At 37.0% G+C, this 26,216-nt stretch carries 29 protein-coding genes and 1 riboswitch; of the genes, 27 read left to right on the top strand and 2 right to left on the bottom strand.

Annotation, left to right across the window (positions count from 1 at the left end; translation table 11 throughout):
- The first annotated feature begins 11 nt into the window (after positions 1-11).
- The 10 genes from BGI23_RS24325 (at position 12) to BGI23_RS24275 (ending at position 11,175) form a co-directional block, all read left to right on the top strand.
- On the top strand, positions 12-2,393 hold the full coding sequence (locus BGI23_RS24325) for a 3-hydroxyacyl-CoA dehydrogenase/enoyl-CoA hydratase family protein (protein ID WP_070807102.1): 2,382 nt from the start codon (positions 12-14) through the stop codon (positions 2,391-2,393).
- A gap of 21 nt (positions 2,394-2,414) precedes the next feature.
- Positions 2,415-3,587 (top strand): acetyl-CoA C-acetyltransferase, encoded by a 1,173-nt coding sequence (locus BGI23_RS24320; protein WP_044791031.1) that lies wholly within the window; start codon positions 2,415-2,417, stop codon positions 3,585-3,587.
- A gap of 387 nt (positions 3,588-3,974) precedes the next feature.
- Positions 3,975-5,759 (top strand): acyl-CoA dehydrogenase family protein, encoded by a 1,785-nt coding sequence (locus BGI23_RS24310; RefSeq protein ID WP_000416278.1) that lies wholly within the window; start codon positions 3,975-3,977, stop codon positions 5,757-5,759.
- A 138-nt stretch (positions 5,760-5,897) separates the two neighbouring features.
- Complete coding sequence (locus BGI23_RS24305) at positions 5,898-6,620, top strand: MBL fold metallo-hydrolase (protein ID WP_001242585.1); 723 nt, start codon at positions 5,898-5,900, stop codon at positions 6,618-6,620.
- Positions 6,621-6,623: 3 nt separating this feature from the next.
- On the top strand, positions 6,624-7,172 hold the full coding sequence (locus BGI23_RS24300; RefSeq protein ID WP_070807100.1) for a TetR/AcrR family transcriptional regulator: 549 nt from the start codon (positions 6,624-6,626) through the stop codon (positions 7,170-7,172).
- A gap of 463 nt (positions 7,173-7,635) precedes the next feature.
- On the top strand, positions 7,636-8,349 hold the full coding sequence (locus tag BGI23_RS24295; protein WP_070807099.1) for a CPBP family intramembrane glutamic endopeptidase: 714 nt from the start codon (positions 7,636-7,638) through the stop codon (positions 8,347-8,349).
- Between the two features lie 146 nt (positions 8,350-8,495).
- The gene (locus BGI23_RS24290) at positions 8,496-8,681 is read left to right on the top strand and encodes a hypothetical protein (RefSeq protein WP_001180555.1); all 186 of its coding nucleotides are present in this window, start codon (positions 8,496-8,498) and stop codon (positions 8,679-8,681) included.
- Between the two features lie 13 nt (positions 8,682-8,694).
- Positions 8,695-8,943 (top strand): spore coat protein, encoded by a 249-nt coding sequence (locus tag BGI23_RS24285; protein ID WP_001002987.1) that lies wholly within the window; start codon positions 8,695-8,697, stop codon positions 8,941-8,943.
- 245 nt (positions 8,944-9,188) lie between these two features.
- Positions 9,189-10,139 (top strand): L-lactate dehydrogenase, encoded by a 951-nt coding sequence (locus BGI23_RS24280; protein ID WP_000820657.1) that lies wholly within the window; start codon positions 9,189-9,191, stop codon positions 10,137-10,139.
- 22 nt (positions 10,140-10,161) lie between these two features.
- Positions 10,162-11,175, top strand: coding sequence for a PTS sugar transporter subunit IIC (locus tag BGI23_RS24275; protein WP_070807098.1), 1,014 nt, complete (start codon positions 10,162-10,164; stop codon positions 11,173-11,175).
- 56 nt (positions 11,176-11,231) lie between these two features.
- On the opposite strand, the gene BGI23_RS24270 is transcribed toward BGI23_RS24275, so the two are convergent.
- Positions 11,232-11,879: a phosphatase PAP2 family protein gene (locus tag BGI23_RS24270; RefSeq protein WP_070807097.1), complete on the bottom strand. Its 648-nt coding sequence runs from the start codon at positions 11,877-11,879 to the stop codon at positions 11,232-11,234.
- Positions 11,880-12,022: 143 nt separating this feature from the next.
- Here BGI23_RS24270 and BGI23_RS24265 point away from each other — a divergent pair, with 143 nt between their 5' ends.
- On the top strand, positions 12,023-12,550 hold the full coding sequence (locus BGI23_RS24265; RefSeq protein ID WP_070807096.1) for a hypothetical protein: 528 nt from the start codon (positions 12,023-12,025) through the stop codon (positions 12,548-12,550).
- Positions 12,551-12,924: 374 nt separating this feature from the next.
- On the opposite strand, the gene BGI23_RS24260 is transcribed toward BGI23_RS24265, so the two are convergent.
- Complete coding sequence (locus BGI23_RS24260; RefSeq protein WP_070807095.1) at positions 12,925-13,314, bottom strand: hypothetical protein; 390 nt, start codon at positions 13,312-13,314, stop codon at positions 12,925-12,927.
- A gap of 136 nt (positions 13,315-13,450) precedes the next feature.
- On the opposite strand from BGI23_RS24260, the gene BGI23_RS24255 reads away from it, so the two are divergent.
- The 16 genes from BGI23_RS24255 (at position 13,451) to sufB (ending at position 26,165) form a co-directional block, all read left to right on the top strand.
- Positions 13,451-13,840 (top strand): hypothetical protein, encoded by a 390-nt coding sequence (locus tag BGI23_RS24255; protein WP_070807094.1) that lies wholly within the window; start codon positions 13,451-13,453, stop codon positions 13,838-13,840.
- A 28-nt stretch (positions 13,841-13,868) separates the two neighbouring features.
- Positions 13,869-14,042, top strand: coding sequence for a hypothetical protein (locus BGI23_RS28495; RefSeq protein WP_172801696.1), 174 nt, complete (start codon positions 13,869-13,871; stop codon positions 14,040-14,042).
- Between the two features lie 572 nt (positions 14,043-14,614).
- Positions 14,615-14,980, top strand: coding sequence for an arsenate reductase family protein (locus BGI23_RS24250; RefSeq protein ID WP_000218967.1), 366 nt, complete (start codon positions 14,615-14,617; stop codon positions 14,978-14,980).
- Positions 14,981-15,021: 41 nt separating this feature from the next.
- Entirely contained in the window at positions 15,022-15,405 is a 384-nt protein-coding gene (gene gcvH, locus BGI23_RS24245) for a glycine cleavage system protein GcvH (protein ID WP_000026900.1), read from the top strand.
- A 256-nt stretch (positions 15,406-15,661) separates the two neighbouring features.
- Complete coding sequence (locus tag BGI23_RS24240) at positions 15,662-16,006, top strand: toprim domain-containing protein (RefSeq protein ID WP_000640869.1); 345 nt, start codon at positions 15,662-15,664, stop codon at positions 16,004-16,006.
- Between the two features lie 3 nt (positions 16,007-16,009).
- The gene (locus BGI23_RS24235) at positions 16,010-16,318 is read left to right on the top strand and encodes a thioredoxin family protein (protein WP_001998544.1); all 309 of its coding nucleotides are present in this window, start codon (positions 16,010-16,012) and stop codon (positions 16,316-16,318) included.
- 152 nt (positions 16,319-16,470) lie between these two features.
- Positions 16,471-16,815: a hypothetical protein gene (locus BGI23_RS24230; RefSeq protein WP_000424933.1), complete on the top strand. Its 345-nt coding sequence runs from the start codon at positions 16,471-16,473 to the stop codon at positions 16,813-16,815.
- 125 nt (positions 16,816-16,940) lie between these two features.
- Positions 16,941-17,048: riboswitch (SAM riboswitch) on the top strand.
- Between the two features lie 299 nt (positions 17,049-17,347).
- Positions 17,348-18,373 carry a methionine ABC transporter ATP-binding protein gene (locus BGI23_RS24225; RefSeq protein ID WP_070807093.1) on the top strand — a complete coding sequence of 342 codons (1,026 nt, stop codon included), beginning with the start codon at positions 17,348-17,350 and terminating at the stop codon, positions 18,371-18,373.
- The gene (locus BGI23_RS24220; protein WP_000359556.1) at positions 18,366-19,031 is read left to right on the top strand and encodes a methionine ABC transporter permease; all 666 of its coding nucleotides are present in this window, start codon (positions 18,366-18,368) and stop codon (positions 19,029-19,031) included. The genes BGI23_RS24225 and BGI23_RS24220 overlap by 8 nt, the downstream gene beginning before the upstream one ends.
- A gap of 23 nt (positions 19,032-19,054) precedes the next feature.
- Positions 19,055-19,867, top strand: coding sequence for a methionine ABC transporter substrate-binding lipoprotein MetQ (gene metQ, locus BGI23_RS24215; RefSeq protein WP_070807092.1), 813 nt, complete (start codon positions 19,055-19,057; stop codon positions 19,865-19,867).
- A gap of 72 nt (positions 19,868-19,939) precedes the next feature.
- Positions 19,940-20,746, top strand: a complete 807-nt coding sequence (metQ, locus tag BGI23_RS24210) for a methionine ABC transporter substrate-binding lipoprotein MetQ (RefSeq protein WP_000722401.1) — start codon at positions 19,940-19,942, stop codon at positions 20,744-20,746.
- A gap of 238 nt (positions 20,747-20,984) precedes the next feature.
- Entirely contained in the window at positions 20,985-21,770 is a 786-nt protein-coding gene (gene sufC, locus BGI23_RS24205) for a Fe-S cluster assembly ATPase SufC (RefSeq protein WP_000929158.1), read from the top strand.
- 15 nt (positions 21,771-21,785) lie between these two features.
- Positions 21,786-23,078 (top strand): Fe-S cluster assembly protein SufD, encoded by a 1,293-nt coding sequence (gene sufD, locus BGI23_RS24200; protein ID WP_070807091.1) that lies wholly within the window; start codon positions 21,786-21,788, stop codon positions 23,076-23,078.
- Complete coding sequence (sufS, locus tag BGI23_RS24195) at positions 23,078-24,298, top strand: cysteine desulfurase SufS (RefSeq protein WP_001020763.1); 1,221 nt, start codon at positions 23,078-23,080, stop codon at positions 24,296-24,298. The genes sufD and sufS overlap by 1 nt, the downstream gene beginning before the upstream one ends.
- On the top strand, positions 24,288-24,719 hold the full coding sequence (sufU, locus tag BGI23_RS24190; protein ID WP_000009523.1) for a Fe-S cluster assembly sulfur transfer protein SufU: 432 nt from the start codon (positions 24,288-24,290) through the stop codon (positions 24,717-24,719). Before sufS ends, sufU begins: the two co-directional genes overlap by 11 nt.
- A 48-nt stretch (positions 24,720-24,767) precedes the next feature.
- Entirely contained in the window at positions 24,768-26,165 is a 1,398-nt protein-coding gene (gene sufB, locus BGI23_RS24185) for a Fe-S cluster assembly protein SufB (RefSeq protein WP_001118823.1), read from the top strand.
- Positions 26,166-26,216: the final 51 nt, after the last annotated feature.

Below are 26,216 nucleotides of genomic sequence, written 5' to 3'. Positions count from 1 at the left end.
GGGAGAATTGGATGTTCCAAATTAAAAAGGCTGCTGTTCTAGGGTCAGGCGTAATGGGTTCAGGAATTGCGGCACACTTAGCTAATATTGGTATTCCGACATTATTGCTTGATATTGTACCACCTGCGCTTACGAAAGAAGAAGAGGCGAAGGGACTTACATTAGAACATAAAAGTGTGAGAAATCGTTTTAGTAATACGGCACTACAAAAACTATTAAAGCAAAAACCAGCTCCTCTGACAGTGAAAGGAAATTTAGCACTGATTGAAGCAGGTAACTTAGAAGATGACCTTGAGCGTCTAGCTGATGTAGATTGGATTATTGAAGTAGTAGTTGAAAACTTAGAGATTAAAAAGAAACTATTTGAAAAAGTAGATGCTGTTCGTAAACCGGGTTCTATCGTAAGCTCGAATACGTCAGGCATTTCAGTTGAAAAAATGGCAGAAGGTCGTTCAGACGACTTCCAGAAACACTTCTTAGGTACACACTTTTTTAACCCACCACGATATTTAAAACTTCTAGAGGTAATACCGACGAAAGAAACTGATCCACAAGTATTAAGCTTCATGAAACTATTTGGCGAAGACGTTCTTGGAAAAGGCGTTGTTATCGCGAAAGACACACCAAACTTTATTGGAAACCGCATCGGTACGTACGGTTTATTAGTAACTCTTCAAGAGATGGTAAAACGCGGCTATAGCATTGGGGAAGTTGATTCAGTAACAGGCCCACTTATTGGTCGTCCGAAGAGTGCAACGTTCCGTACATTAGATGTTGTCGGATTAGATACATTCGTACACGTTGCAAATAACGTATATGAAAACGTACAAGAAGAAGAGCGCGATGTATTTAAAGTACCAGCTTTCATGCATGACATGCTTGATAAAAAATGGCTTGGAAGCAAAACAGGTCAAGGCTTCTTCTTAAAACAAGGAAAAGAAATTTTAGAATTAAATCCAGAAACGATGGAGTACGAAGCTCGTAAAAAATTAAAAGCTGCATCGATCGAGTTAAGTAAACAAGAAAAAGGTTTATCGAATAAATTGAAAGCGCTTGTATATGCGAAAGACCGCGCAGGAGAGTTGTTATGGAACATCATTACACCAACTCTTTTATACTCTGCAAAACTTCATAAAGAAATTGCTGACGATATCGTTGCAATTGACCAAGCGATGAAGTGGGGCTTCGGCTGGGAGCAAGGACCGTTTGAAGTTTGGGATGCAATCGGCGTTGAAAAATCCGTTCAAAAGATGGAAGAAAACGGCGTAGTTGTTCCGACTTGGGTGAAAGAAATGTTAGAGAAAGGTTTCACTACTTTCTACAAACATGATAACGGAGATAGCTACTATTACGATAATGGCGAATATAAGCTAATTGAGCGTAATAAAAAAGCAATTTCTCTTAAGCAATTAAAAGCGAAAAATGGCGTATTAAAGAAAAATAGCGGAGCGAGCTTAATTGATTTAGGCGATGGCATCCTTTGCTTAGAATTCCATTCGAAGAGCAATGCAATCGGCATGGATATTACGCAAATGATTAACTACGCTGTTGATGAAGTAGAAAAGAATTATAAAGGTCTTGTTATCGGTAACCAATCGAAGAACTTCTGCGTTGGTGCGAATCTAGCAATGATCTTAATGGAAGCACAAGACGACAACTACTTTGAAATTGAGTGGGTTGTGAAAAACTTCCAAGATGCGATGATGAAAATTAAATACTCTTCTAAGCCAGTTGTAGCAGCGCCATATGGTATGACGCTTGGCGGAGGTACAGAAGTTTGCTTACCAGCAGCGAGCATTCAAGCTTCTAGTGAAACGTATATGGGCTTAGTAGAAGTTGGTGTTGGCTTAATCCCTGGCGGAGGCGGTAATAAAGAGCTATACATTAAACACTTAAATAAAATGGCAAACGGCGTAGAATTTGACTTGCAAAAAGTTGCAAATAAAGTGTTCGAAACAGTCGCAATGGCGAAAGTTTCAACTTCAGGACAAGAAGCGGTTTCTCATAACTTCTTAGGTGATAAAGACGGTATTAGTGTGAATGGTGATCACTTACTATACGATGCAAAACAGAAAGCACTTGCTTTATATGAAGCTGGTTATAAAGCACCGATTCGTAAAAAGATACCGGTTGTTGGTGAAACAGGATATGCAACTCTTGCACTTGGTGCAGAAGCAATGCATTTATCTGGTTACATTTCAGAGTACGACCTTCATATTGCGAAGAAACTTGCATATGTCATCGCAGGCGGAAAAGTGCCGTACGGAACAGAAGTTGATGAGCAGTATTTATTAGATGTAGAACGTGAAGCATTTATTAGCTTAGTAAGTGAGATGAAATCACAAGCAAGAATGCAGCACATGCTTGTAAAAGGAAAGCCATTACGTAACTAATAACGAGGGGAGATATCGTTCATGAGAGAAGCTGTCATTGTTGCGGGAGCAAGAACACCAATTGGAAAAGCAAAGAGGGGTTCATTAAAAACAGTTCGTCCTGACGATCTAGGGGCGTTAGTAGTAAAGGAAACGTTAAAGCGTGCGAATTATGAAGGACCAATCGATGATTTAATTTTCGGTTGTGCGATGCCAGAAGCAGAGCAAGGTTTAAATATGGCTCGTAATATCGGCGGATTAGCAGGACTTTCTTATGATGTTCCAGCTATTACAATTAACCGTTACTGTTCTTCAGGTTTACAAAGTATCGCTTACGGAGCAGAGCGCATTATGCTTGGTCACTCGGAAGCGGTATTATCAGGCGGAGCGGAATCAATGAGTTTAGTTCCAATGATGGGACACGTTGTTCGTCCAAATAGTCGCCTTGTAGAAGCAGCTCCAGAATATTATATGGGTATGGGACATACAGCAGAGCAAGTTGCTGTGAAATATGGAATTTCTCGTGAAGAGCAAGATGCATTTGCAGTAAGAAGTCATCAACGTGCTGCGAAAGCATTAGCTGCAGGAAACTTTGCTGATGAAACAGTACCTGTAGATGTAACGTTACGTACTGTTGGATCAAATAACAAACTGCAAGAAGAAACAATCATTTTCGCACAAGACGAAGGTGTAAGAGCAGAAACGACGCTAGACATTTTAGGTAAATTACGTCCAGCATTTAACGTTCGCGGTTCTGTAACAGCTGGTAACTCTTCACAAATGAGTGACGGTGCAGCATCTGTACTATTAATGGATCGTGAAAAAGCAGTGAGCGATGGTATGAAGCCACTTGCGAAATTCCGTTCATTTGCAGTAGCAGGTGTACCACCAGAAGTAATGGGAATTGGCCCAATTGCAGCAATTCCGAAAGCATTAAAACTAGCTGGTTTAGAGCTATCAGATATCGGCCTATTCGAACTAAATGAAGCATTCGCTTCACAATCGATCCAAGTTATTCGTGAACTTGGTTTAGATGAAGAAAAAGTAAACGTAAACGGCGGTGCAATCGCACTTGGACATCCACTTGGCTGTACAGGAGCAAAACTAACACTATCTCTTATTCACGAAATGAAACGCCGCAACGAACAATTCGGTATCGTAACAATGTGTATCGGCGGCGGAATGGGAGCAGCGGGAGTGTTTGAATTACTATAAAAAAAGTGCAGGTGGCTTGCTTAGAACAGGAGGGCGTTGGAAGCCCTGACGAAGAGGCGCTTTTTGCCTCACAGGAAGGGGTGAAACGACCGACTGTTCTAGCCACTGGAACTGGATTATGAAAAAAAGTGGAAGCGGCTTGCTCAGAATGTGAGGGGGATGGAGCTTCAGACGTAGAGGCGCTCTTTGCCTCGCAGGAAGAAGCGAAGCCACTGAACATTCTAGCCGCTGGAACTGGATTAAAAAAAGTGGAAGCGGCTCGTTCACAACGAGACGCCGACAATGCAAAGAATGGAAGCAACAAAGGTTTATAAAAAATAAACGGGAGAGCTAGCTTCTTTCGAAATAAAAGAAGCGGCTTATGAAAATATGAAGGAGGAAATTTTCATGGAAAAAACAGTAGGAAATGCGGTTAAAGGCGGTAGCTTTTTAGTAGATGAGATTACGATTGATCAAGTGTTTACGCCAGAAGATTTTTCATCTGAGCATAAAATGATTGCAAAAACAACAGAGGACTTTATCGTAAATGAAGTTCTTCCAGAGCTTGAATATTTAGAGCAACATGAGTTTGATCGTTCTGTTCGTCTTTTAAAAGAAGCTGGGGAACTTGGTTTATTAGGCGCTGACGTACCAGAAGAGTACGGCGGAATTGGTCTTGATAAAGTAAGCTCAGCGTTAATCGCAGAGAAATTCTCTCGCGCTGGTGGTTTTGCAATTACTCACGGTGCTCACGTAGGTATCGGATCTTTACCAATCGTGTTATTTGGTAACGAAGAGCAAAAGAAAAAGTATTTACCATTACTTGCAACTGGTGAAAAATTAGCTGCATACGCATTAACAGAGCCAGGTTCAGGATCTGACGCATTAGGTGCAAAAACAACGGCACGTTTAAATGCAGAAGGTACACATTACGTATTAAATGGTGAAAAACAGTGGATTACAAACTCTGCATTCGCTGACGTATTTATCGTATACGCAAAAATTGATGGAGAGCACTTCTCAGCATTTATCGTAGAGAAAGACTACGCTGGTGTATCTACAAGCCCAGAAGAAAAGAAAATGGGTATTAAATGTTCTTCAACTCGTACGTTAATTTTAGAAGATGCGTTAGTACCGAAAGAAAACTTACTTGGTGAAATCGGTAAAGGTCATATTATCGCATTCAACATTTTAAATATAGGTCGTTATAAATTAGGTGTTGGTACAGTTGGATCTGCGAAACGTGCAGTAGAAATTTCAGCACAATATGCAAACCAACGTCAACAGTTCAAGCAACCAATCGCTCGTTTCCCATTAATTCAAGAGAAACTTGCGAATATGGCAGCAAAAACATATGCAGCTGAAAGCTCTGTATATCGTACAGTAGGCTTATTCGAAAGCCGAATGAGCACATTATCTGAAGAAGAAGTAAAAGACGGTAAAGCAGTAGCAGCTTCTATCGCTGAATATGCAATCGAGTGCTCTTTAAACAAAGTATTCGGTTCTGAAGTACTAGACTATACAGTAGATGAAGGTGTTCAAATTCACGGTGGTTACGGATTTATGGCAGAGTACGAGATTGAAAGAATGTATCGCGATTCTCGTATTAACCGTATTTTCGAAGGAACGAATGAAATTAACCGCCTAATCGTACCAGGTACGTTCTTACGTAAAGCGATGAAAGGTGAATTACCACTTCTTCAAAAAGCACAAAAGTTACAAGAAGAGTTAATGATGATGATGCCAGAAGAAGTAGGCGATGAGCCATTAGCACTTCAAAAATATTTAGTAAATAACGCGAAGAAAATCGGCTTAATGGTAGCTGGATTAGCTGCTCAAAAATACGGTAAAGCATTAGATAAAGAGCAAGAAATTCTTGTGAATATCGCTGACATCGTAAGCAACTTATACGCAATGGAATCAGCTGTTCTTCGTACAGAAAAAGCAATTAAAACAACTGGTCTTGAAAAGAATAAACAAAAAGTGTTATACACTGAAGTATTCTGCCAAGAAGCATTTAACGAAATCGAAGCAGATGCGAAAGAAACACTTATCGCAGTTGAAAACGGCGACATGCTACGCATGATGTTATCATCATTACGTAAATTAACTCGCCACACACCGCTTAACGTAATTCCGAAGAAACGTGAAATCGCTGCGAAAATTTTAGAAGATGAGCGTTATACAGTTTAATACCTTTAAAGAACAGTAGTCGTTTATACGGCTACTGTTCTTTTTTCTGAAAAAATGAAATTTTTAGTGGCATAAAACTAATACCATTAGTATAATAAAACTAACGGTATTAGTTTTCGTGAAGAGGGAGATGGGAATATGAGAATGATGCATGAAAAAACGGTATATCAATTGTCATTTTTGCCAAGAGTGTTTCCTGTGAATTGTTACTTTGTGGAGGAAGAAGATGGTTTAACTTTAATTGATGCTGCTTTACCATATAGCGCAAAAGGAATTTTACAGGCGGCTGAGAAAATAGGAAAACCAATTACTAAGATTGTATTAACACATGCGCATGATGATCACATCGGTGCATTAGACGCATTAAAGGAAGTAATTCCTCATGTTCCAGTCTACATTTCTAAGCGGGACGCAAAGCTGTTAGAAGGAGATACGACGTTACAAAAGGATGAACCAAATACGCCAATAAAAGGCGGTGTACCTAAAAAGATAAAAACGGTACCTGATATTTTATTAGAAGATGGTGACCGAGTTGGATCGCTGCTTGCTATTATGACACCGGGACATACACCGGGCTCCATGTCGTTTCTTGATATAAGAAATAAAGCTCTTATTGTTGGGGATGCATTTCAAACAAGAGGAGGTACGGCTGTTTCGGGACAAATGAAATTTTGGTTTCCGTTTCCTGCAATGGCAACGTGGAGCAAAGAAATATCATTACAAAGTGCAGAGAAGTTAAGAGAATATGAGCCGTCCTTGCTTGCGGCAGGGCACGGAAAAATGATAAACGATCCAGGGGCTGTCATAGAGCTTGCTATTAAGGAAGCGAAGCGGAATATAGAAAGTAGAAAAGAGGGTTAATTTATGTCGCCGAGAATCGGACTTACATTACCGAAAATTGTAGAAACAGCAGCAGAAATTGCAGATACAAATGGAATACAAGAAGTAACGTTAGCTTCATTAGCGCAAACATTAGGGGTACGTTCACCTTCGCTATACAATCATGTGAAAGGTTTACAAGATGTACGGAAACATCTTGGTATTTACGGAATCAAGCAGCTGTATAACAAACTGGAAGAAGCGGCCGAGGGTAAACGGATGGATGAAGCAATTCATGCTTTAGGAGAAGCGTATGTAGCATTCGTACGTAAACACCCTGGACTGTATGAAGCAACCTTTTTACGAGATGAAGAAGTAAGAAAAGCAGGTGACGGGATTGTAAAGCTTTGTCTTCAAGTTTTACAACAGTACGGCTTAGAAGGAGAGAATGCACTTCATGCGACACGTGGATTCAGAAGTATTTGTCATGGATTTGCGTCGATTGAACAGCAGGGCGGATTTGGTTTGCCGTTAGATTTGGATATAAGTTTACATGTATTGTTGGAAACGTTTATTAAAGGATTACGTAAATAAGAAGCGAGACAAACAAAAACCTTAGAAGTGATTCTAAGGTTTTTAGTGCATATGATTTGAATAGAACGGTAGGCTTTTTCTCATTACATGATATTATTTTGCAGGTTTGAAAAATGTGTATATGGCTACGGAAAGGCAAACGAAAAGGAATGCAATAGGATCTTGATATGGACTAGGCTCAGAGCCCTTCTGGATTTCTGTAAGGAAGTCATGTGTTTTCATGTTCATTGCTCCTTTAACTAATAAGTTTTATATGATGCGAGGGTTATGGTGAATAGGAAGTGTTTTTTGAAATTTCATATAATAATTATTGTATAGCAATTCTATTCCTAAAACTATAAAATATAAAGTTTTTATAATATGTAAAATTGCATATTATTCTTTTTGTAAAATTTGTTATATTATCCTTATATTTAAATTAAATGATTTTAATGATATAAATGAGAATAACTGGAGGGATACTGTGAGTAAAACAGTGTTAGAAGCGTATAGTGCAGAAAGAAAAATAGAGAATATAACATATAAAAATCTATTTGTAATGATAGCAATGATTATAGGGATTTCACTCCTAGGAGGATTATTCCTTGGTTTAGCCTTTGGGATTTATGGAGAAGAAGCATTAAGTACTAAATTAGAAGGATATTATTTGCTCTTATTCGATGCATCTGTTGTTGCTATCGTTTTATTAGCTTATAAACCGGTTCTTCATTTTATTAAATCTATTTGGGATTTATCCGTTTTGAAGAGTGGGAAGACATATTTATATCTATTAATTGGTTTTATTATCATTGCAGTATCACAATATTTAATGTTACATGTATTTAGTTTTGAAAGTGCAGCAGAACAAAAAGAACAATTAGGAGGTTTAGGACTTCAAAATAGCATACAAAGTATTATATATGTGTTAAGTATTGCTATCATTACGCCGGTTAAAGAAGAAATTCTATTTCGAGGTATTTTATATCGATTTTTAGAAAAGAAATATAATTTTTTAGTTAGTATCATTATTTCTTCCTTCATTTTTGGAATTCTTCATGGAGGTCTTCTCATTACGGCAACGATTATGGGAATGGTATTTGCAATGTTATACAAAAAGACGCAATCTATTATACCTAGTATTATTTTACACATTGTATGGAACTTACTTGTGAGTTTAAGTATGATCGTATCTCTATAAAAATGAATACATAACCAGTATAAAAGATGAATGGCTTAGCTATTCATCTTTTATTTTGTATGCACGTGAAAAAGTTAATTCATGTATACAATCAAAAAATAGCTAAATACTAACAGTGAATGAATAAAGAAAGGTAGGAGTATTCCATGCAAAATTTAACAGAGCTTGAAGTAGAAAACTTACGTCATTTAATTGGTGGACATGCAACAATTATTAACAAGTTGGAGCAGTATGCACAGACGTGTACAGATCCACAACTGAAACAAATGCTACAAAAAGATGCGCAAGATGCACGAAATACGAAGCAACAATTAATGACTTTTCTAGGATAGGAGGAAGCAGAACATGAATGAAAAAGATATGGTAAATGATTATTTAGCAGGATTAAATGCAAGTTTAACAAGTTATGCAAATTATATTGCTCAGTCTGATAATGAACAGTTACACCAAACGTTAATTCAAATTCGTAATCAAGATGAAATGCGTCAACGTAATATGTATGAGTATGCAAAGCAAAAGAGTTATTACAAACCGGCAGCACCTGCAAATCCGATGATTGTACAACAATTAAAAAGCCAATTAAGTGCGGAATAACAGAAAAAAGAAAACGAGCGAATCTATTCGCTCGTTTTCTTTTTGTATATGTCAATAAATACATAATAAATATTTTTCCAGTTGTAACAAATATGACGAAAATGGAATATAACAATTCACAAAAAGGACAAAAACTTTGCTCAATATTTCACAAAGTATCCATGGTTTCTATCGTGGGAACCTCTATAATTAGGAGTGTAAGGAACAAAAGAAATAGATTATATGATCAATTAGGAGAGATTGCTATGAAAAGACATACAAGAAAAATTGCAATTATCGGTACTGGATTAGTTGGATCAAGTTGTGCATATTCCATTGTCAATCAAGGCATTTGCGAAGAGCTATTATTAATTGATATAAATCATGAACGTGCAGTTGGGGAAGCAATGGATTTATCACACTGCATTAACTTTACAAATACAAGAACAAAAGTATATGCAGGAAGTTATGAAGACTGCAAAGATATGGACATTGTTATTATTACAGCAGGACCAGCGCCAAAACCAGGGCAAAGTCGCTTAGATACTTTAGGAGCAAGCGCAAAGATTATGGAAAGTGTTGTTGGCGGCGTAATGGAAAGTGGATTTGATGGTATTTTCTTACTTGCATCGAACCCAGTTGATATTATTACATATCAAGTTTGGAAATTATCTGGATTACCTAGAAATCGTGTAATCGGTACTGGTACATCACTAGATTCTTCTCGCTTAAGAACAATTTTATCTGAAATGTTACATGTAGATCCTCGCAGTATTCACGGGTATTCATTAGGGGAACATGGTGATTCTCAAATGGTTGCTTGGTCACACGTAACTGTTGGTGGAAAACCAATTCTGCAAATTTTAGAAGAACAAAAAGAACGATTTGGTGAAATAGATTTAGATGAAATCGTTGAGAAGACTGCGAAAGCCGGATGGGAAATTTATAAACGAAAAGGTACTACTTATTACGGAATCGGAAACTCTCTAGCATATATTGCAAACTCAATCTTTAACGATGATCATCGTGTCATTGCTGTATCAGCTATTTTAGATGGTGAGTATGGTGAATATGATATTTGTACAGGAGTGCCAGCTATTATTACTAGAGATGGTATAAGAGAAATTGTAGAACTAAATTTAACAGAGGATGAAGAATCTCGATTCGCAAAATCAAACGACATTTTACGTGATTATATGAAAACAATTGGTTACTAACTTATAGAAGAAGGTGAAACAAATGAAGGAATATATAATGTCTCGTGTATTTAAAGCATCAGCTGGAATCGCACAAGGTATTTTCGTATCCCTTGGAATTGGTTTACTAATCGAAAATATAGGAAGAATTGTTGATATTCCGTTGCTTATTACAATCGGAGTTGTTGCAAAATCACTTATGGCACCAGCCATTGGTGCTGGAATTGCTTTTATGCTCGGTGCAAATGGACTTGTAATCTTCTCAGCTATGGTAGCTGGAGCAATTGGTGCCGGATCCATTTCAATTACTGAAGCAGGTCTAATTATTAAAACAGGTGAGCCAATCGGTGCATTATTAACAGCGACTTTAGCTGTATATATTGGTAAACGTTTAAGTGGAAAAACTGCGTTAGATATGATGCTCGTTCCATTTGCGGCAATATTAGGTTCTGGTTTAGTCGGCATTTGGTTATCTCATAATATTACTCCTGTTTTAAATGCAGTTGGAGCATTCATTAAAGATAGTTCAGCTGGTAGCCCGTTCATCGCTTCTATCGTCATTGCAGTCGTTTGGGGATTATTACTTATCTCTCCAGCTTCATCAGCTGCGTTAGCGATCGCACTTAGCTTAGACGGTGTTGCAGGTGGTGCTGCTCTTGCAGGCTGCGTTGCTCAGTTTATCGGATTCTCTGTCATCTCTGCGAAAGAAAATAATTTAGGTGGCATATTAGCTCAAGCTCTTTGTACTCCGAAAGTACAGTTGCCAAATATCACTAAAAATCCAATGATTCTCGTCCCAACTGTCGTCGCCAGTGCGATAGTTGGTCCAGTATCCGCATTAATTTTCCAACTGGAAGCAGGAAAAGAAATTGCAGGTCTTGGATTAAGTTCTCTTATCGCACCAATTAATTTAATTTCCAGCGAAGGATGGGAAGTTGTCCCAGCGATGGTAATCACTTATATCTTCATTCCAGTAGCTGTTTCTTATATACTTTACATTGCTCTTAAAAAAGCAGGTCGTATTCACTCTGGTGATATGACTGTACCGCAATCTTAACTTGAAAATCTCCTTTTATATAGAGAAAAGCAGACTGAGAAGCCACAGTCTGCTTTTTACATTTTATGATTTTGTTTTACTGGAACACGTACGGTTTCTTTTGCTAATAAAAGCTGAACGCCGAAGTAGAGTATGCTTGCAAGAGTCATTCCAGAAATGGCGTCTACAAATGCATGTTGCTTCGTAAATAGCGTTGATAAAATAATAAGCGTACCGAAGAAGGTAAGGATGTAATATTCAAAAGCATGCTGTTCTCTACGTTTAAAGGCAGCTAGCATAATGACAAATGTAGTAAGAACATGAATGCTAGGGAAACAATTTACCGGTTGATCGATACTATAAATATAGCGGACTAATTCGGAAAATACGTCTGTTCCAACGACTGTTGGACGTGGTACAGTTGTTTGCCAAAAGTAATAAATGGAAAAACAAGCAAGTTTTCCAAGAATGATACTACTTAAAGTGACATAATATTGTTTTCGATCTGCAAAGCAGTAATAAATAAGTGCGCCGTATAAGTAAGGAAACCAAAGTAAATAAGGAATAATAAATGCTTTCACAAATGGAATCCAATCATCTACTACAGTTGTGACATCTACTGCGTGAACAGCCGATTTATTTAATACATCGTAAAGGGGACTTACGAGTACGAGTAGAAGTATATAACTTAACGGAAGAAAAGATGAAAGTTTAAATTTCTTCATGATAATCTCCTATGTTTAGTAATGTAAGTAAATTCAATTGATTATAATATAGAAACGTAATTTGGGCTATCGATTTTACTTACATTTTCTTGAATGAACCTTACGTTTTTGTCACTTGACTGAAAAGAAGGGGAGGGTGCTATATGAAGCGTTTATCGTATTTCTTAGTTTTGATATTGATATGCCTAGTCGGTGCTGGGTGTGCAAAGGATAAAGAAGGAGAGAAATTAGAATATAACGGAAGAGCACTCGTAATTGGAGTTGTTGGAGAAAAGCCGAAAGATACGTTTAGGAATATAAAGTTTGAGGAAATAAAGTTAGAGGAACTGGAAAAGAAATCTAAGGAAGTAGATGGTTTTCTAATAATGAAAGATCACTTTCAAGAAGCCTCAACAGAGCAATATAAAAATGTATTTTCATCACTAAAGAAACCAGTATTTTTTATCGGTTTACAAGATAAATCATATTCGATTTTTATTACAAAAGGGATAGAGTATAACAGTGCCCGAAAAGATGTAAATGCGATGTATACGCAAGGGTTTGCAAATATCGGAAGTGGTGAAGGACAACAATGGGCAGTTGGTTTATCTAATGGCGGAAATACTGAAGAAAGCATTCATAATATGTATATCGTCGTATTTCAAACCATTGCAGATTATTTGAATAGATGAGGAAGAAGCCTGTAAACGAGGCTTCTTATTTTTTATGCAGAAGCACAGATAAAAATATGATTGAGAAGTTCGTGCAAGCTTTACAACGTATGCGAGATGTAATGATACCGATTTATAATTTTATATCAGCTATTGCGGATTTAAATATAAATTTTTAATGAAGCACATCCATTATTAGCTCGTTTTATTAAGGGGTGATAATGTTAGTTCCACATCTCCCTTTGTAATTGGTATTGGTTAGTGGCGTCTGCTTGAGCAGGAATTGCAGTAGGATATTCATATGCATATAAACACCTTTATTTATATACTCGTTTACTCTTTCTATATCTCATTACATCATAACGACTATGCCATAGTTATGTAATGGGTTTCTTTTAAAAATTAGTATTAAATATCTTAATTGAAGTGCACTGCATTTCTACCCATTCATTTTCTATATCTTGCTCGATTTCTTCTAAATCAATTAGTATTATACTATCGTAGATATGTAGTGTTGCTAAGTTATCCTCAACGTTATAATCTAGCTTAGCAATTACTTTAAAGCCTTTACTATTCTGAATTATTGCATTTGCATTTTTATCTGAAAAGGCTATATTTGTATTCCATATAAATTCATCATCTATATGTATTTCTACATTATAGTTTTCGTATTTTTCTGGCTTATCGCCATCCCACTCAGCGATAAATTGATTGCTATCTACTTGAACTAAAACTTTATATCCATCTAATAATTTGTCTGATATATCCACTATTTTAATATTCATTGCTTATTACTCCTTTTTATTTTTTATATGGTACTCTAACAAGGGGATTGTCAAGATTCATCACGTTATTTACGGGGGCATAGGTCCATTTTTCTTTATGAAAGAAAAAATGTAAATAAGAGGATAAGGGGGAATGATGTTGAAAATTATTAAAAATACATTATTATTTGTTCTATGTTTGGTGGTTCTTAGTGGTTGTTTTACAAGAGAGGGAACGATTGTTGGTGGTAAGGTTCATGGAGGTTCAAATAGTATAGATGGAAAGTATAAAAGTTTCACAGGTTTTGCAACTCAAGATATGGATGTAAAAAAAGGTGAAAGCTGGACATTTACTTTTGATGATAAAACTAAACAAGGAACCATAAAGGCTTATGTTTTAGATTCAAATGATAATACAATACTGGAAGTTAATAGTGGAAACGCTAAAAATAATATTAAAGTTTCTAAAGATGATACATATAAAGTTAAAATTATAACAGAAGAACATGGTGGGGAATTTGAAATATCATGGAAAAAAGAAAAGTAGCTAAGTTAATAAGTAGAGGACTTTTATTATGTTCTTAGGATTTGAATGGCTTCCAAAGAGATGGGGAAAAAGAAAAGTTTCAGAAAAGTTTCTGCAAGCAAAATTTGCTGATGAAGGAAAAGGGATTTTGATTACTACTTATGCTATAGATTTATATGTTATATCTATTCCTTTAAAAGTAAAGAAATATAATTCAATTTAATTGGTATTGAATATAGAAGTGATTATGCTATGAAAGTCATGTGTATACATGGCTTTTTCTTTGCAGTAATTTCTTTAGCATCATGGAATACTCTCACTATTACGGCCAAAATCATTATTTCCTTTTATCTGTACGTCTTTGTTATGTGAAGTATTTCCAGGTTTTTTGACTAGGCTGAACTGGTTAAATAAACGTTTGTTTAAGAAGTATGTTCGGTAGGAAGAAACTGATGGAGCTCAAGGGTTAACAAAGAAAAAAGGGGAATTAATCAAACGTTTGTTTAAGATGTATGTTCGGTAGGAAGAAAGCGATACAGCTCAAGGGTTAACAAAGAAAAAAGGGGAGTTAATCAAACGTTTGTTTAAGATATATGTTCGGCGAGTGATAAGAGAAGAATCTAAAAAAATTTATATATTTATTTTTCCTTAACAAATGGCGGAAAAATAAGAAAAATTTGCAGGATTATTAAAAATTATCACGAAATAAGTAAAAGTTTAGCGAATAATCGTTTGAAATAATAAAACGTTTTCTATATGATAAAGGTAAAGGTTAGTAAAAAAGTAGGTGAATTTATGACAGTAACATTTTATTCATATCCAAAGTGTGGCACATGTCAAAAAGCAAAGAAATGGTTTGAGGCAAACGATGTAGCATATGAGATGATTCATATTGTTGAAAATCCACCATCAAAAGAAGATTTACGTAATTTACATGAAAAAAGTGAATTACCATTAAAAAAATTCTTTAATACAAGTGGAATGCGTTACCGTGAACTTGGTCTGAAAGATAAGTTAAAAGATGCAAGTGAAGACGAAATGTACGAGCTTTTAGCATCTGATGGCATGTTGATTAAACGTCCAATTGTAACAGATGGAACGAAGGTAACACTTGGTTTTAACGAAGAGCAGTTTGAAAGTGTGTGGAAAAAGTACCAATAAGGTATTTTTACATAATTAATACATTCACTGGAGGTACAGTCATGAGCATTCCAAATAATTTACGTTACTCTGAAGAACACGAATGGGTAAAAACTGAAGGTAATGAAGTTGTTATCGGTATTACTCACTTTGCACAAAGTGAGCTAGGCGATATCGTATTCGTTGAACTTCCAGAAGTAGGTGCAACAATCGAAGCTGACGAGCCATTCGGAAGCGTAGAATCTGTTAAAACAGTTTCTGAATTATACGCACCTGTAAGCGGTAAAGTTGTAGCAGTAAACGAAGAATTAAGTGACCAACCAGAACTTGTTAACGAATCTCCATACGAGGGTGCATGGATGGTTAAAGTTGAACTTTCTGATGCAAGCCAAGTTGAGAAGTTATTAACTGCTGAAAAATATGCAGAAATGACAAACCAAGACTAATTATAGTCGACTGAAGGACAGCCTTTGTGCTGTCCTTTTTTATTTTGTGTTACATAATACATTTAAAATCGAGTGTAAATGAATAAGCTATTATAGGAATGAATGTTTTTCGGTAAGGTTTCATGGGGCTTTGTAATCTGAACGAGCCGCTTGCGCTTTTCTTTTGCAAAAATAAACAGGAAACAACATGAAAATAACGAATATACTATATACTAAGTTAAAGGTTGTATAGTATATGGTGATCGGGTGATGACATATGATTTATGTAGAAAAAGTCATTATTGTAGAAGGTACATCAGATAGAAGAAAGATTGAATCTATTATTCGTGAACCGGTGGAAATTGTTTGTACAAATGGTACAATTGGTTTGTCGAAAATGGATGAGCTCGTCGATCAGTTTTTTGATAAGGAAGTGTATGTGCTAGTGGATGCTGATGATGCTGGAGAAAAGTTAAGGAAACAGTTTCGAAAAGAATTTCCGCAAGCAGAGCATATTTATATTGATCGCTCGTACCGGGAAGTGGCAACAGCGCCATCTTCACACTTAGCAAATGTATTATGGGGAGCTGACATTGACGTTTATACAGAATATTTACGGTAAGGAATGATAGAAGTGATTGACTGGACAGGAGCCGAAGCTACAGCCTTAATAGAGAATGAAGAAAAAACAGTGTTATATGTATATACTCCAATGTGTGGAACATGCCAATTAGCAAAAAAGATGTTAACAGTCGTTGAGATGACAATTGAAGACCTCAAAATTGGAATGTTAGATTTAAATTATGCTCCGCATTTCGCGAAAGAGTATGGAATTGAAAGTGTACCTTGTTTACTTGTTTTTGAAAATGGGACACTCATGAAGAAGATATATGCATTTCATTCGGTTGAATATTTATATACGGAATTAAAGTAGGCGGCAAAGTTTTTGCCGCCTCGACATATTTCTTGGGAAATATGTCGAGATGCAGGGTGGTTACAATATTTGTCGAGCGAAAGTAACAGGATTGCTCTTTAGTGAGAGGGAATGGTATGTAATAGAAAGTGATATGAAGGATGTGATTTAGAGTGGAATTATATTCTTTGCTTCAATCATTTGTAAATTACGCTAATGGTCAATATCATTTAGAGCCGCTTTTAAGACAAGGAGAAAAAACTGTTAATTTCCGCTTTGGAGATGAAAGTTGTTCGTTACAAATTTCAAGAGATTATATAGAACTGTTGAAAGAAGAAAGAGGAACGGAGCAAATCGTTTGTGTAGATGAAGAAGATGTAAAACAATTGGTGAATGGCAATGTACGATTGCAAACGTTAATGAACGATGGACGTATACAATATTCGGGAACGTATCGAACGATGTTATTAATTGAATCGATGTTTCATATATGTAAACCGATGTCAGTGGGCGCTTAAAATTCTGAAGTTTCGTTTTTTACAAAAATTTCTGTTGACATGGTGTGTGGATATTGATACAATTCAATTCATAAAATATAGACAATTTCATAAATTACAAATCAGACGAAAATGTAATCTGATTTCTCTTATCAAGAGAGGTGGAGGGACTGTGCCCTGTGAAGCCCGGCAACCGTCAACTTATGTTGAAATGGTGCCAATTCCTGCAAAGCAAATGCTTTGAGAGATGAGAGAGAGGGATAATGTTGTTATATACGCATATAAACCTTTCTGCTTCTCTAAAGCGGAAAGGTTTTTTTGTTGTTTGAATGTGGAGGACATTCAAATAATAAAAGTAATGAGAACGGTGGACTACACGCATCAAAAATAAAAAATTGCGGAGTCGATCAAAAATCTAGCTCCAGCGGCTAGAACAGTCGGTCGTTTCATCCCTTCCTATGAGGCAAAAAGCGCCTCTACGTCTGGGATTCCAACGCCCTCTTGTTCTAAGCGAGCCGCTTACGCTTTTTATTAAAAAAAGGGGTGATACACCATGATTCTATTAGAGAATGTAAAGAAAATATATAAAGCAAAAAGCGGTGATGTCACTGCTGTAGATAATGCCAATTTAAAAATAGATAAAGGTGAAATATTTGGTGTTATCGGATATAGTGGCGCTGGAAAAAGTTCTTTAATTAGATTGTTCAATCAGTTGGAGAAACCAACTTCTGGCCAAATTACAATTGCAAATCGTGTCATTTCAGCAATTACAGGAAGCGAACTTCGTAAGGCAAGGCAAGAAATCGGAATGATTTTTCAGCACTTCAACTTACTTTGGTCACGAACTGTACGTGAAAATATCGAGTTCCCACTTGAAATTGCAGGTGTTGATAAGGCGAAGAGAAGAAAACGCGTTGATGAGCTAATTCATCTTGTTGGATTAGAAGGAAGAGGAGACGCGTATCCATCTCAGCTGAGCGGAGGGCAAAAGCAACGCGTTGGGATTGCAAGAGCATTAGCTAACAACCCACAAGTACTTTTATGTGATGAAGCGACGTCAGCTCTTGATCCAGAAACGACAGATCAAATTTTAGATTTACTATTAGATATTAATAAGCGTCTCGGCTTAACAATTGTACTTATTACACATGAGATGCACGTAATTCGAAAGATTTGTAATCGTGTTGCGGTAATGGAGAAAGGGAAGATTGTAGAAACAGGTTCAGTACTTGATGTATTCCGTAATCCACAGCAAGACATTACGAAACGATTTGTACAGCAGTTAACGGATTCTGAAGATACAAATGAAACGATTGAAAGTTTAATTGAAAAATATCCAGATGGAAAAGTAATTCGTTTGCAGTTTATCGGTGAAGCGGTAGAAAGACCAGTACTTCAAAGGTTAATGCAGCGCAGTGATATAGAAGTTAGCATTTTGCAAGGAAATATTGCACAAACGAATAACGGCTCTTACGGTAGTTTAGTTGTTCATTTAAATGGTGAGGAAACAGCGATTCAGCAAGCAATAGAGGGAATACATCAAGATCAAGTAGAGCTGGAGGTGATTGCACATGGATAAATTACTCACAAATGTTGATTGGAATCAAATGTTAGAAGCAACGGGTGAAACGTTATATATGACGGCAATCGCAGCTCTTGCCACATTTGTTTTAGGACTCATTTTAGGATTGTTACTCTTTATGACAGCGAAAGATAATTTATGGGAAAACAAAGCGGTTAACACGGCGATTGGAGCGTTCGTAAACATTTTCCGCTCGATACCGTTCATTATTTTAATCATTTTATTAATCCCATTCACAAAGATTCTGCTTGGAACAATTCTTGGAGCGAGTGCAGCACTTCCAGCTTTAATTATTGGAGCGGCACCGTTTTACGCGAGAATGGTTGAAATCGCCCTTCGTGAAATTGATAAAGGTGTAATTGAAGCTTCAAAAGCGATGGGAGCAAAAACAAGCACAATTATTTTGAAGGTGTTAATTCCAGAATCGTTACCAGCATTAGTATCTGGTATTACGGTTACGACAATTGCTTTAGTAGGCTATACAGCAATGGCGGGAGTTGTTGGTGCTGGTGGCCTTGGAACACTTGCTTATTTAGAAGGATTCCAACGAGGAAATAACGACGTAACAATCGTTGCGACAATTTGTGTATTACTAGTTGTATTTTTCATTCAATGGATTGGTGATCGTGTAACGACTCGAATAGATAAACGATAATAAAAAACGGGAGGATGTTTCAAATGAAAAAGTTATTACTTACAGCACTTATTTCAACTTCTATTTTTGGGTTAGCTGCTTGTGGCGGCAAAGATAAAGATGAAAAGAAACTTGTTGTTGGTGCTTCTAACGTACCGCACGCTGAAATTTTAGAAAAGGCAAAACCGTTACTTGAGAAAAAAGGAATTGAATTAGAAGTGAAAAAATTCCAAGATTACGTGTTGCCAAATAAATCGTTAGCAGATAAGGATTTAGACGCAAACTATTTCCAACACATTCCGTATTTAGAAAAAGAAATTAAAGATAAAAAATATAATTTTGAAGTAGCAGGAAAAATTCATTTAGAGCCAATTGGTGTATACTCTCAAAAATATAAGAGCTTAAAAGAACTTCCAGACGGAGCGACAATTATTATGAGTAATTCAGTTGCTGATCATGGACGTGGTTTAGCAATTTTACAAAAAGAAGGCATTTTAAAAATTAAAGATGGGGTAGATCCAGTTAAAGCAACTCCAAAAGATATTGCGGATAACCCGAAAAACTTGAAATTCAAAACAGATATTGAGCCTGGTTTATTACCACAGGTGTATAACAATAAAGAAGGCGACGCGGTTTTAATTAACTCGAACTATGCAATTGATGCGAAGTTAAACCCAGAAAAAGATGCAATTGCAATTGAAAGTAATGATTCACCATACGCAAACGTAGTAGCTGTTCGTAAAGGCGATAAAGATAAGAAAGAGATTAAAGCTCTTGTAGAAGTATTACATTCTAAAGAAATCGAAGACTTCATTAATAAAGAATATAAAGGGGCAGTTGTTCCTGTAAAAGAATAATTGCTGTAAAAGGGCTGGTGTATGCCAGCCTTTTTTATAACTACATAATTATACGGGAGAAGGGGACATCATATGAAAAAGATTCTATTGTCAGTTGTTACAGCGTTGTCTGTATTTACATTAGCTGCTTGCGGAGGGAAAGAGGAGAATAAGCTTGTTGTGGGAGCTTCTAACGTGCCGCACGCTGTTATTTTAGAAAAGGCACAGCCAATATTAGAGAAAAAGGGTATTAAATTAGAAATTAAAAAATTCCAAGATTATGTGCTGCCAAATAAAGCGTTAGCGGATAAGGAAATTGATGCGAACTACTTTCAACACATTCCTTACTTAGATAAAGAAATTCAAGAAAAAGGATACAAAATTGTAAACGCGGGAAAAATCCATTTAGAGCCAATGGGTATTTATTCTAAGAAGTATAAAAGTTTAAAAGACTTACCAGATGGTGGGACAGTGATTATGAGTAATAACGTAGCGGAGCGTGGCCGTATGCTAGCACTGTTACAAAAAGGCGGCGTTATTAAACTAAAAGACGGAGTAGATGTTGTGAAAGCAACAGTAAAAGATGTTGTAGAAAATCCGAAAAACTTAAAGTTTAAAACAGATGTAGAGCCTGGTCTTTCACCGAAGTTATATGAAAATAATGAAGGTGATGCATTATTTATTAATTCAAACTATGCAATTGACGCAAAATTAAATCCAACAAAGGATGCGATTGCGATTGAAGGATCAGACTCTCCGTATGCAAATATTATTGCAGTTCGTAAAGGTGACGAGAAGAAAAAAGAAATTAAGGAGCTAGTAGAAGTACTGCATTCAAAAGAAATTCAAGATTTTATTAATAAAGAATATAAAGGTGCTGTACTTCCGGTAAGTGAATAAATATAAGGAAAGGGCTGGAAATTTACCAGTCCTTTTTTCTTTATATAAATAAGAAGAAAGGTGTATCATATAAGGATGCAAGTGAAATACTTATATACATTTGTGAAAAAATTGTTACTTTTTTTCATCGTTTGCGATATCATTTTATTTGATATAAAATTAGAATGAGAATAAAATGAGAATATGAACGTTTTAGGAATTTTTAAAATGTATATATAGGATTAATGGAGGTATTGAGATGGCTGGTTCTACATTAACGGTTAAAGACTTACACGTATCAATTGATGGCAAAGAAATTTTAAAAGGTGTAAACCTTGAAGTAAAAGGTGGAGAAATCCACGCAATTATGGGACCTAACGGAACAGGTAAATCAACTTTATCTTCTGCAATTATGGGTCACCCAAAATATGAAGTAACAGAAGGTAGCATCATCATCGACGGTGAAGATGTATTAGAAATGGAAGTAGATGAGCGCGCACAAGCAGGTCTATTCCTAGCAATGCAATATCCAAGTGAAATTAGCGGAGTAACAAACGCTGACTTCTTACGTTCTGCAATTAACGCACGTCGTGAAGAAGGCGATGAAATTTCTCTTATGAAATTTATCCGTAAATTAGATAAAAACATGGAATTCCTAGAAATGGATCCAGAAATGGCACAACGTTACTTAAACGAAGGTTTCTCTGGTGGAGAGAAAAAACGTAACGAAATTCTTCAATTAATGATGATCGAGCCAAAAATTGCAATCTTAGACGAAATCGACTCAGGTCTTGATATCGATGCATTAAAAGTTGTATCTAAAGGTATTAACGAAATGCGCGGCGAAGAGTTCGGTTGCCTAATGATTACGCATTACCAACGTTTATTAAACTACATCACTCCAGACTTCGTTCACGTTATGATGAACGGTCGTATCGTTAAATCTGGTGGACCTGAGCTTGCACAACGTCTAGAAGCTGAAGGTTACGACTGGATTAAAAAAGAATTAGGTATTGAAGACGAAACAACAGAGCAAGAAGCGTAAGAGAGGAGCATAAACATGACAATCGGTACATTACCTTTCGATCAAGAAACAATCCGTCAACGCGCAAGCGAAGTAAACGAAGCAGCTTGGTTGACTGAGTTCCGCTTACAAGCTCTTGCACAAGCAACTGAACTTCCAATGCCAACGCCTGATAAAACGAAAATTGAAAAATGGGACTTTATCGGAAAAGGCGACGCTGCTAAGCAAGAGCCTGTAAGTTCTTTAACAGAGCTTCCAGAAGCAGTGAAAAACTTAATCGATGAAAATAACAGTGTATTAGTGCAACGTACTGGTACAACTGCATTCGTTTCTTTAGCAGACGAAGCAAAAGAAAAAGGTGTTATTTTCACAGACATCGTAACAGCTGCAACTGAGCATGCTGAACTAGTACAAAAGTACTTAATGAAAGACGGCGTGAAGGTAGACGAGCATCGTCTAACTGCACTTCATGCTGCATTAATCAACGGCGGTGCATTCGTATATGTTCCGAAAAACGTTGTTCTTGAAACTCCACTTCAAGCTGTATTCTTAGTAGACGGCGAAGAAGCTAACGTATATAACCACGTATTATTCGTAGCTGATGCGAACAGTACTGCAACTTATGTAGAAAACTACGTTGCAAATGAAAATGTTAAAGGTATTGCAAATATCGTAGCAGAAGTAATCGTGGAACAAGGCGCACAAGTGAAATTCGGTGCGGTTGATCTATTAGCAAAAGACGTAACAACTTACGTTAACCGCCGCGGGGTTGTAGGACGCGACGGCCGTATTGATTGGGCTCTAGGCCTTATGAACGACGGAAACACAATTTCAGAGAACGTTACGAACTTAATGGGCGACGGTTCATATGCTGATACGAAAACAGTAACAATTGGCCGTGGTAACCAAACACAAAACTTTACAACTAAAGTTGTTCACTTCGGTAAACACTCTGAAGGTTGGATTTTAAAACACGGTGTACAAAAAGATAGCGCAACATCTATCTTTAACGGAATTGGTAAGATTGAACACGGTGCATCTAAATCAAATGCACAACAATCTTCTCGCGTTCTTATGTTAGATGAAAAAGCTCGCGGTGATGCAAACCCAATTCTTTTAATCGACGAAGATGATGTAATGGCAGGTCATGCAGCTTCAGTAGGTCGCGTAGACCCAGTCCAACTATACTACTTGATGAGCCGTGGTATTCCAAAACGCGAAGCAGAACGTTTAGTCATCCATGGATTCTTAGCACCTGTAGTGAATGAGCTTCCAATTGAAGGAGTAAAAGCACAGCTTGTTGAGGTAATTGAAAGGAAAGTTCGCTAATGAATATTCATGAAATACGCAAACAGTTTCCAATTCTTGATCAAAAAGTGAACGGCAAACAACTTGTTTATTTCGATAGTGCAGCAACTTCTCAAAAACCAATTCAAGTCATTGAAACGTTAGAACGTTACTATAAAGAATATAACTCTAACGTGCATCGCGGTGTTCATACGCTCGGTACGAAAGCTACCGATGCGTATGAAGGTGCACGCGAGAAAGTTCGCAAGTTTATTAATGCGAAATCAATGGAAGAGATTATTTTCACGCGCGGAACGACAACTGCATTAAATACAGTAGCGGCTAGCTATGGTCTTGAAAATGTAAAAGAAGGCGATGAAATCGTTATTTCTTACATGGAGCACCATAGTAACATCATTCCGTGGCAACAAGTTGCGAAGAAAACTGGTGCAACTTTAAAATATCTTCCGCTTCAACCAGATGGGACAATTTCAATAGAAGATGCTCGTCAAACAATTACACCGAATACAAAAATCGTTTCTATCATGTATGTTTCTAACGTACTTGGAACGATTAACCCTGTAAAAGAAATCGGAGCAATCGCACACGAAAATGGCGCAATTATGGTCGTTGACGGTGCACAAAGTACACCTCATATGAAAGTGGATGTACAAGATTTAAACTGTGATTTCTACGCATTATCTGCTCATAAGATGTGCGGCCCTACAGGTATCGGCGTATTATATGGTAAGAAAGAATTGCTAAACAATATGGAGCCAATTGAATTTGGCGGTGAAATGATTGATTTCGTAGATTTACAAGAATCTACTTGGAAAGAGCTTCCGTGGAAGTTCGAAGCAGGTACGCCGATTATTGGTAATGCAATCGGACTTGGTGCGGCAATTGATTTCCTAGAAGAAATTGGTCTTCATAATATTGAAAAGCATGAGCATGAATTAGCGCAATACGCTTTAGAAAGACTATCAGAAGTAGATGGCGTTACAATTTATGGTCCAAAGCATCGCGCTGGTCTTGTTACATTTAATATTGAAGACGTACATCCTCATGATGTAGCGACAGTATTAGATGTAGAAGGTATTGCGGTTCGCGCAGGACATCACTGTGCACAACCGCTTATGAAGTGGCTGAAAGCTTCTTCAACAGCACGTGCGAGCTTCTATTTATATAATACAAAAGAAGAAATTGATACATTTGTTGAATCGCTAATCAAGACAAAGGAGTATTTCACAAATGTCATTTAATAATTTAGATACGTTATATCGTCAAGTTATTATGGATCATTATAAGAATCCTCGTAACCATGGCGTGTTAGAAGATAGTGTTACCGTTAACTTGAACAATCCAACTTGCGGCGATCGTATTCAACTTACGATGAAAGTAGAAGAAGGTATTGTGCAAGAGGCGAAGTTTGAAGGCGAAGGATGTTCAATCTCAATGTCTTCAGCTTCAATGATGACACAAGCAGTAAAAGGTAAGAAAATTGAAGAAGCACTTCAGCTTTCGAAAATTTTCTCTGACATGATGCTAGGAAAAGAGTACGATGACAGCATCGATTTAGGAGATATTGAAGCATTACAAGGCGTATGCAAGTTCCCTGCACGTATTAAATGTGCAACATTAGCGTGGAAAGCGTTAGAAAAGGGCTTAAACGAAGATAAGTAATGTTAAAGGTTCCTAAAAACGAGGTTATCTAAGGAGGGACACACCAACATGGCGAAGCAACTGCCAGATATCGGCGATTATAAATATGGTTTCAAAGACAAAGACGTTTCGATTTTCCGTGCTGGACGCGGTTTAACAAAAGAGATCGTTGAAGAGATTTCACGTATGAAAGAAGAACCACAGTGGATGTTAGACTTCCGTTTAAAATCACTGGATAAGTTCTACGAAATGCCAATGCCACAATGGGGCGGCGACTTAAACGACTTAGATTTCGATGAAATTACGTACTACGTAAAACCATCTGAGAAATCTGAGAAGTCTTGGGATGAAGTACCTGATGAAATTAAAGCTACATTTGATAAATTAGGTATTCCAGAAGCTGAGCAAAAATATTTAGCTGGTGTATCTGCACAGTACGAATCTGAAGTTGTATACCACAACATGAAAGAAGACCTAGAAGCTCTAGGAATCGTCTTCAAAGATACAGATAGCGCATTAAAAGAGAACGAAGATATTTTCCGTGAGCATTTCGGAAAAGTAATCCCACCAACAGACAACAAATTCGCAGCATTAAACTCTGCAGTTTGGTCTGGTGGATCATTCATCTATGTTCCAAAAGGTGTGAAAGTTGATACACCACTTCAAGCGTATTTCCGTATTAACTCTGAAAATATGGGACAATTCGAGCGTACGCTTATCATCGTAGACGAAGGCGCACACGTACACTACGTAGAAGGTTGTACAGCACCTGTTTACACGACTAACTCACTTCACAGTGCGGTAGTAGAAATCATCATTAAGAAAGATGCATATTGCCGTTATACAACAATCCAAAACTGGGCGAACAACGTATACAACCTAGTTACAAAACGTGCGGTTTGTGAAGAAAACGCAACGATGGAATGGATTGACGGTAACATCGGATCTAAATTAACGATGAAGTACCCAGCAGTTATCTTAAAAGGCGAAGGTGCTCGTGGTTTAACATTATCTATCGCGATTGCTGGTAAAGGCCAACACCAAGATGCTGGTGCGAAAATGATTCACTTAGCACCAAACACGTCTTCAACAATCGTTTCTAAATCGATTGCGAAGCATGGTGGTAAAGTAACTTACCGTGGTATCGTACACTTCGGACCAAAAGCGAAAAACTCTCGCTCTAACATCGAGTGTGACACGTTAATCATGGATAACCAATCTACATCTGATACAATTCCTTACAACGAAATCAAAAACGATTACGTTTCACTTGAGCACGAAGCGAAAGTATCAAAAGTATCAGAAGAACAATTATTCTACCTAATGAGCCGCGGTATTTCTGAGCAAGAAGCTACAGAAATGATCGTAATGGGCTTCATCGAGCCATTCACTCGCGAACTTCCAATGGAATACGCAGTTGAAATGAACCGCCTAATCAAGTTTGAGATGGAAGGTTCTATTGGTTAAATAGAAATGCGGAGCCGACTGTTCAGACCCGTTGGCTAAGGTTCTTTCGCA

The sequence above is a fragment of the Bacillus sp. ABP14 genome (genome assembly GCF_001831375.1).
Classification (GTDB): Bacteria; Bacillota; Bacilli; order Bacillales; family Bacillaceae_G; genus Bacillus_A; species Bacillus_A paranthracis.
This window is presented reverse-complemented; position numbering and strand designations above follow the sequence as displayed.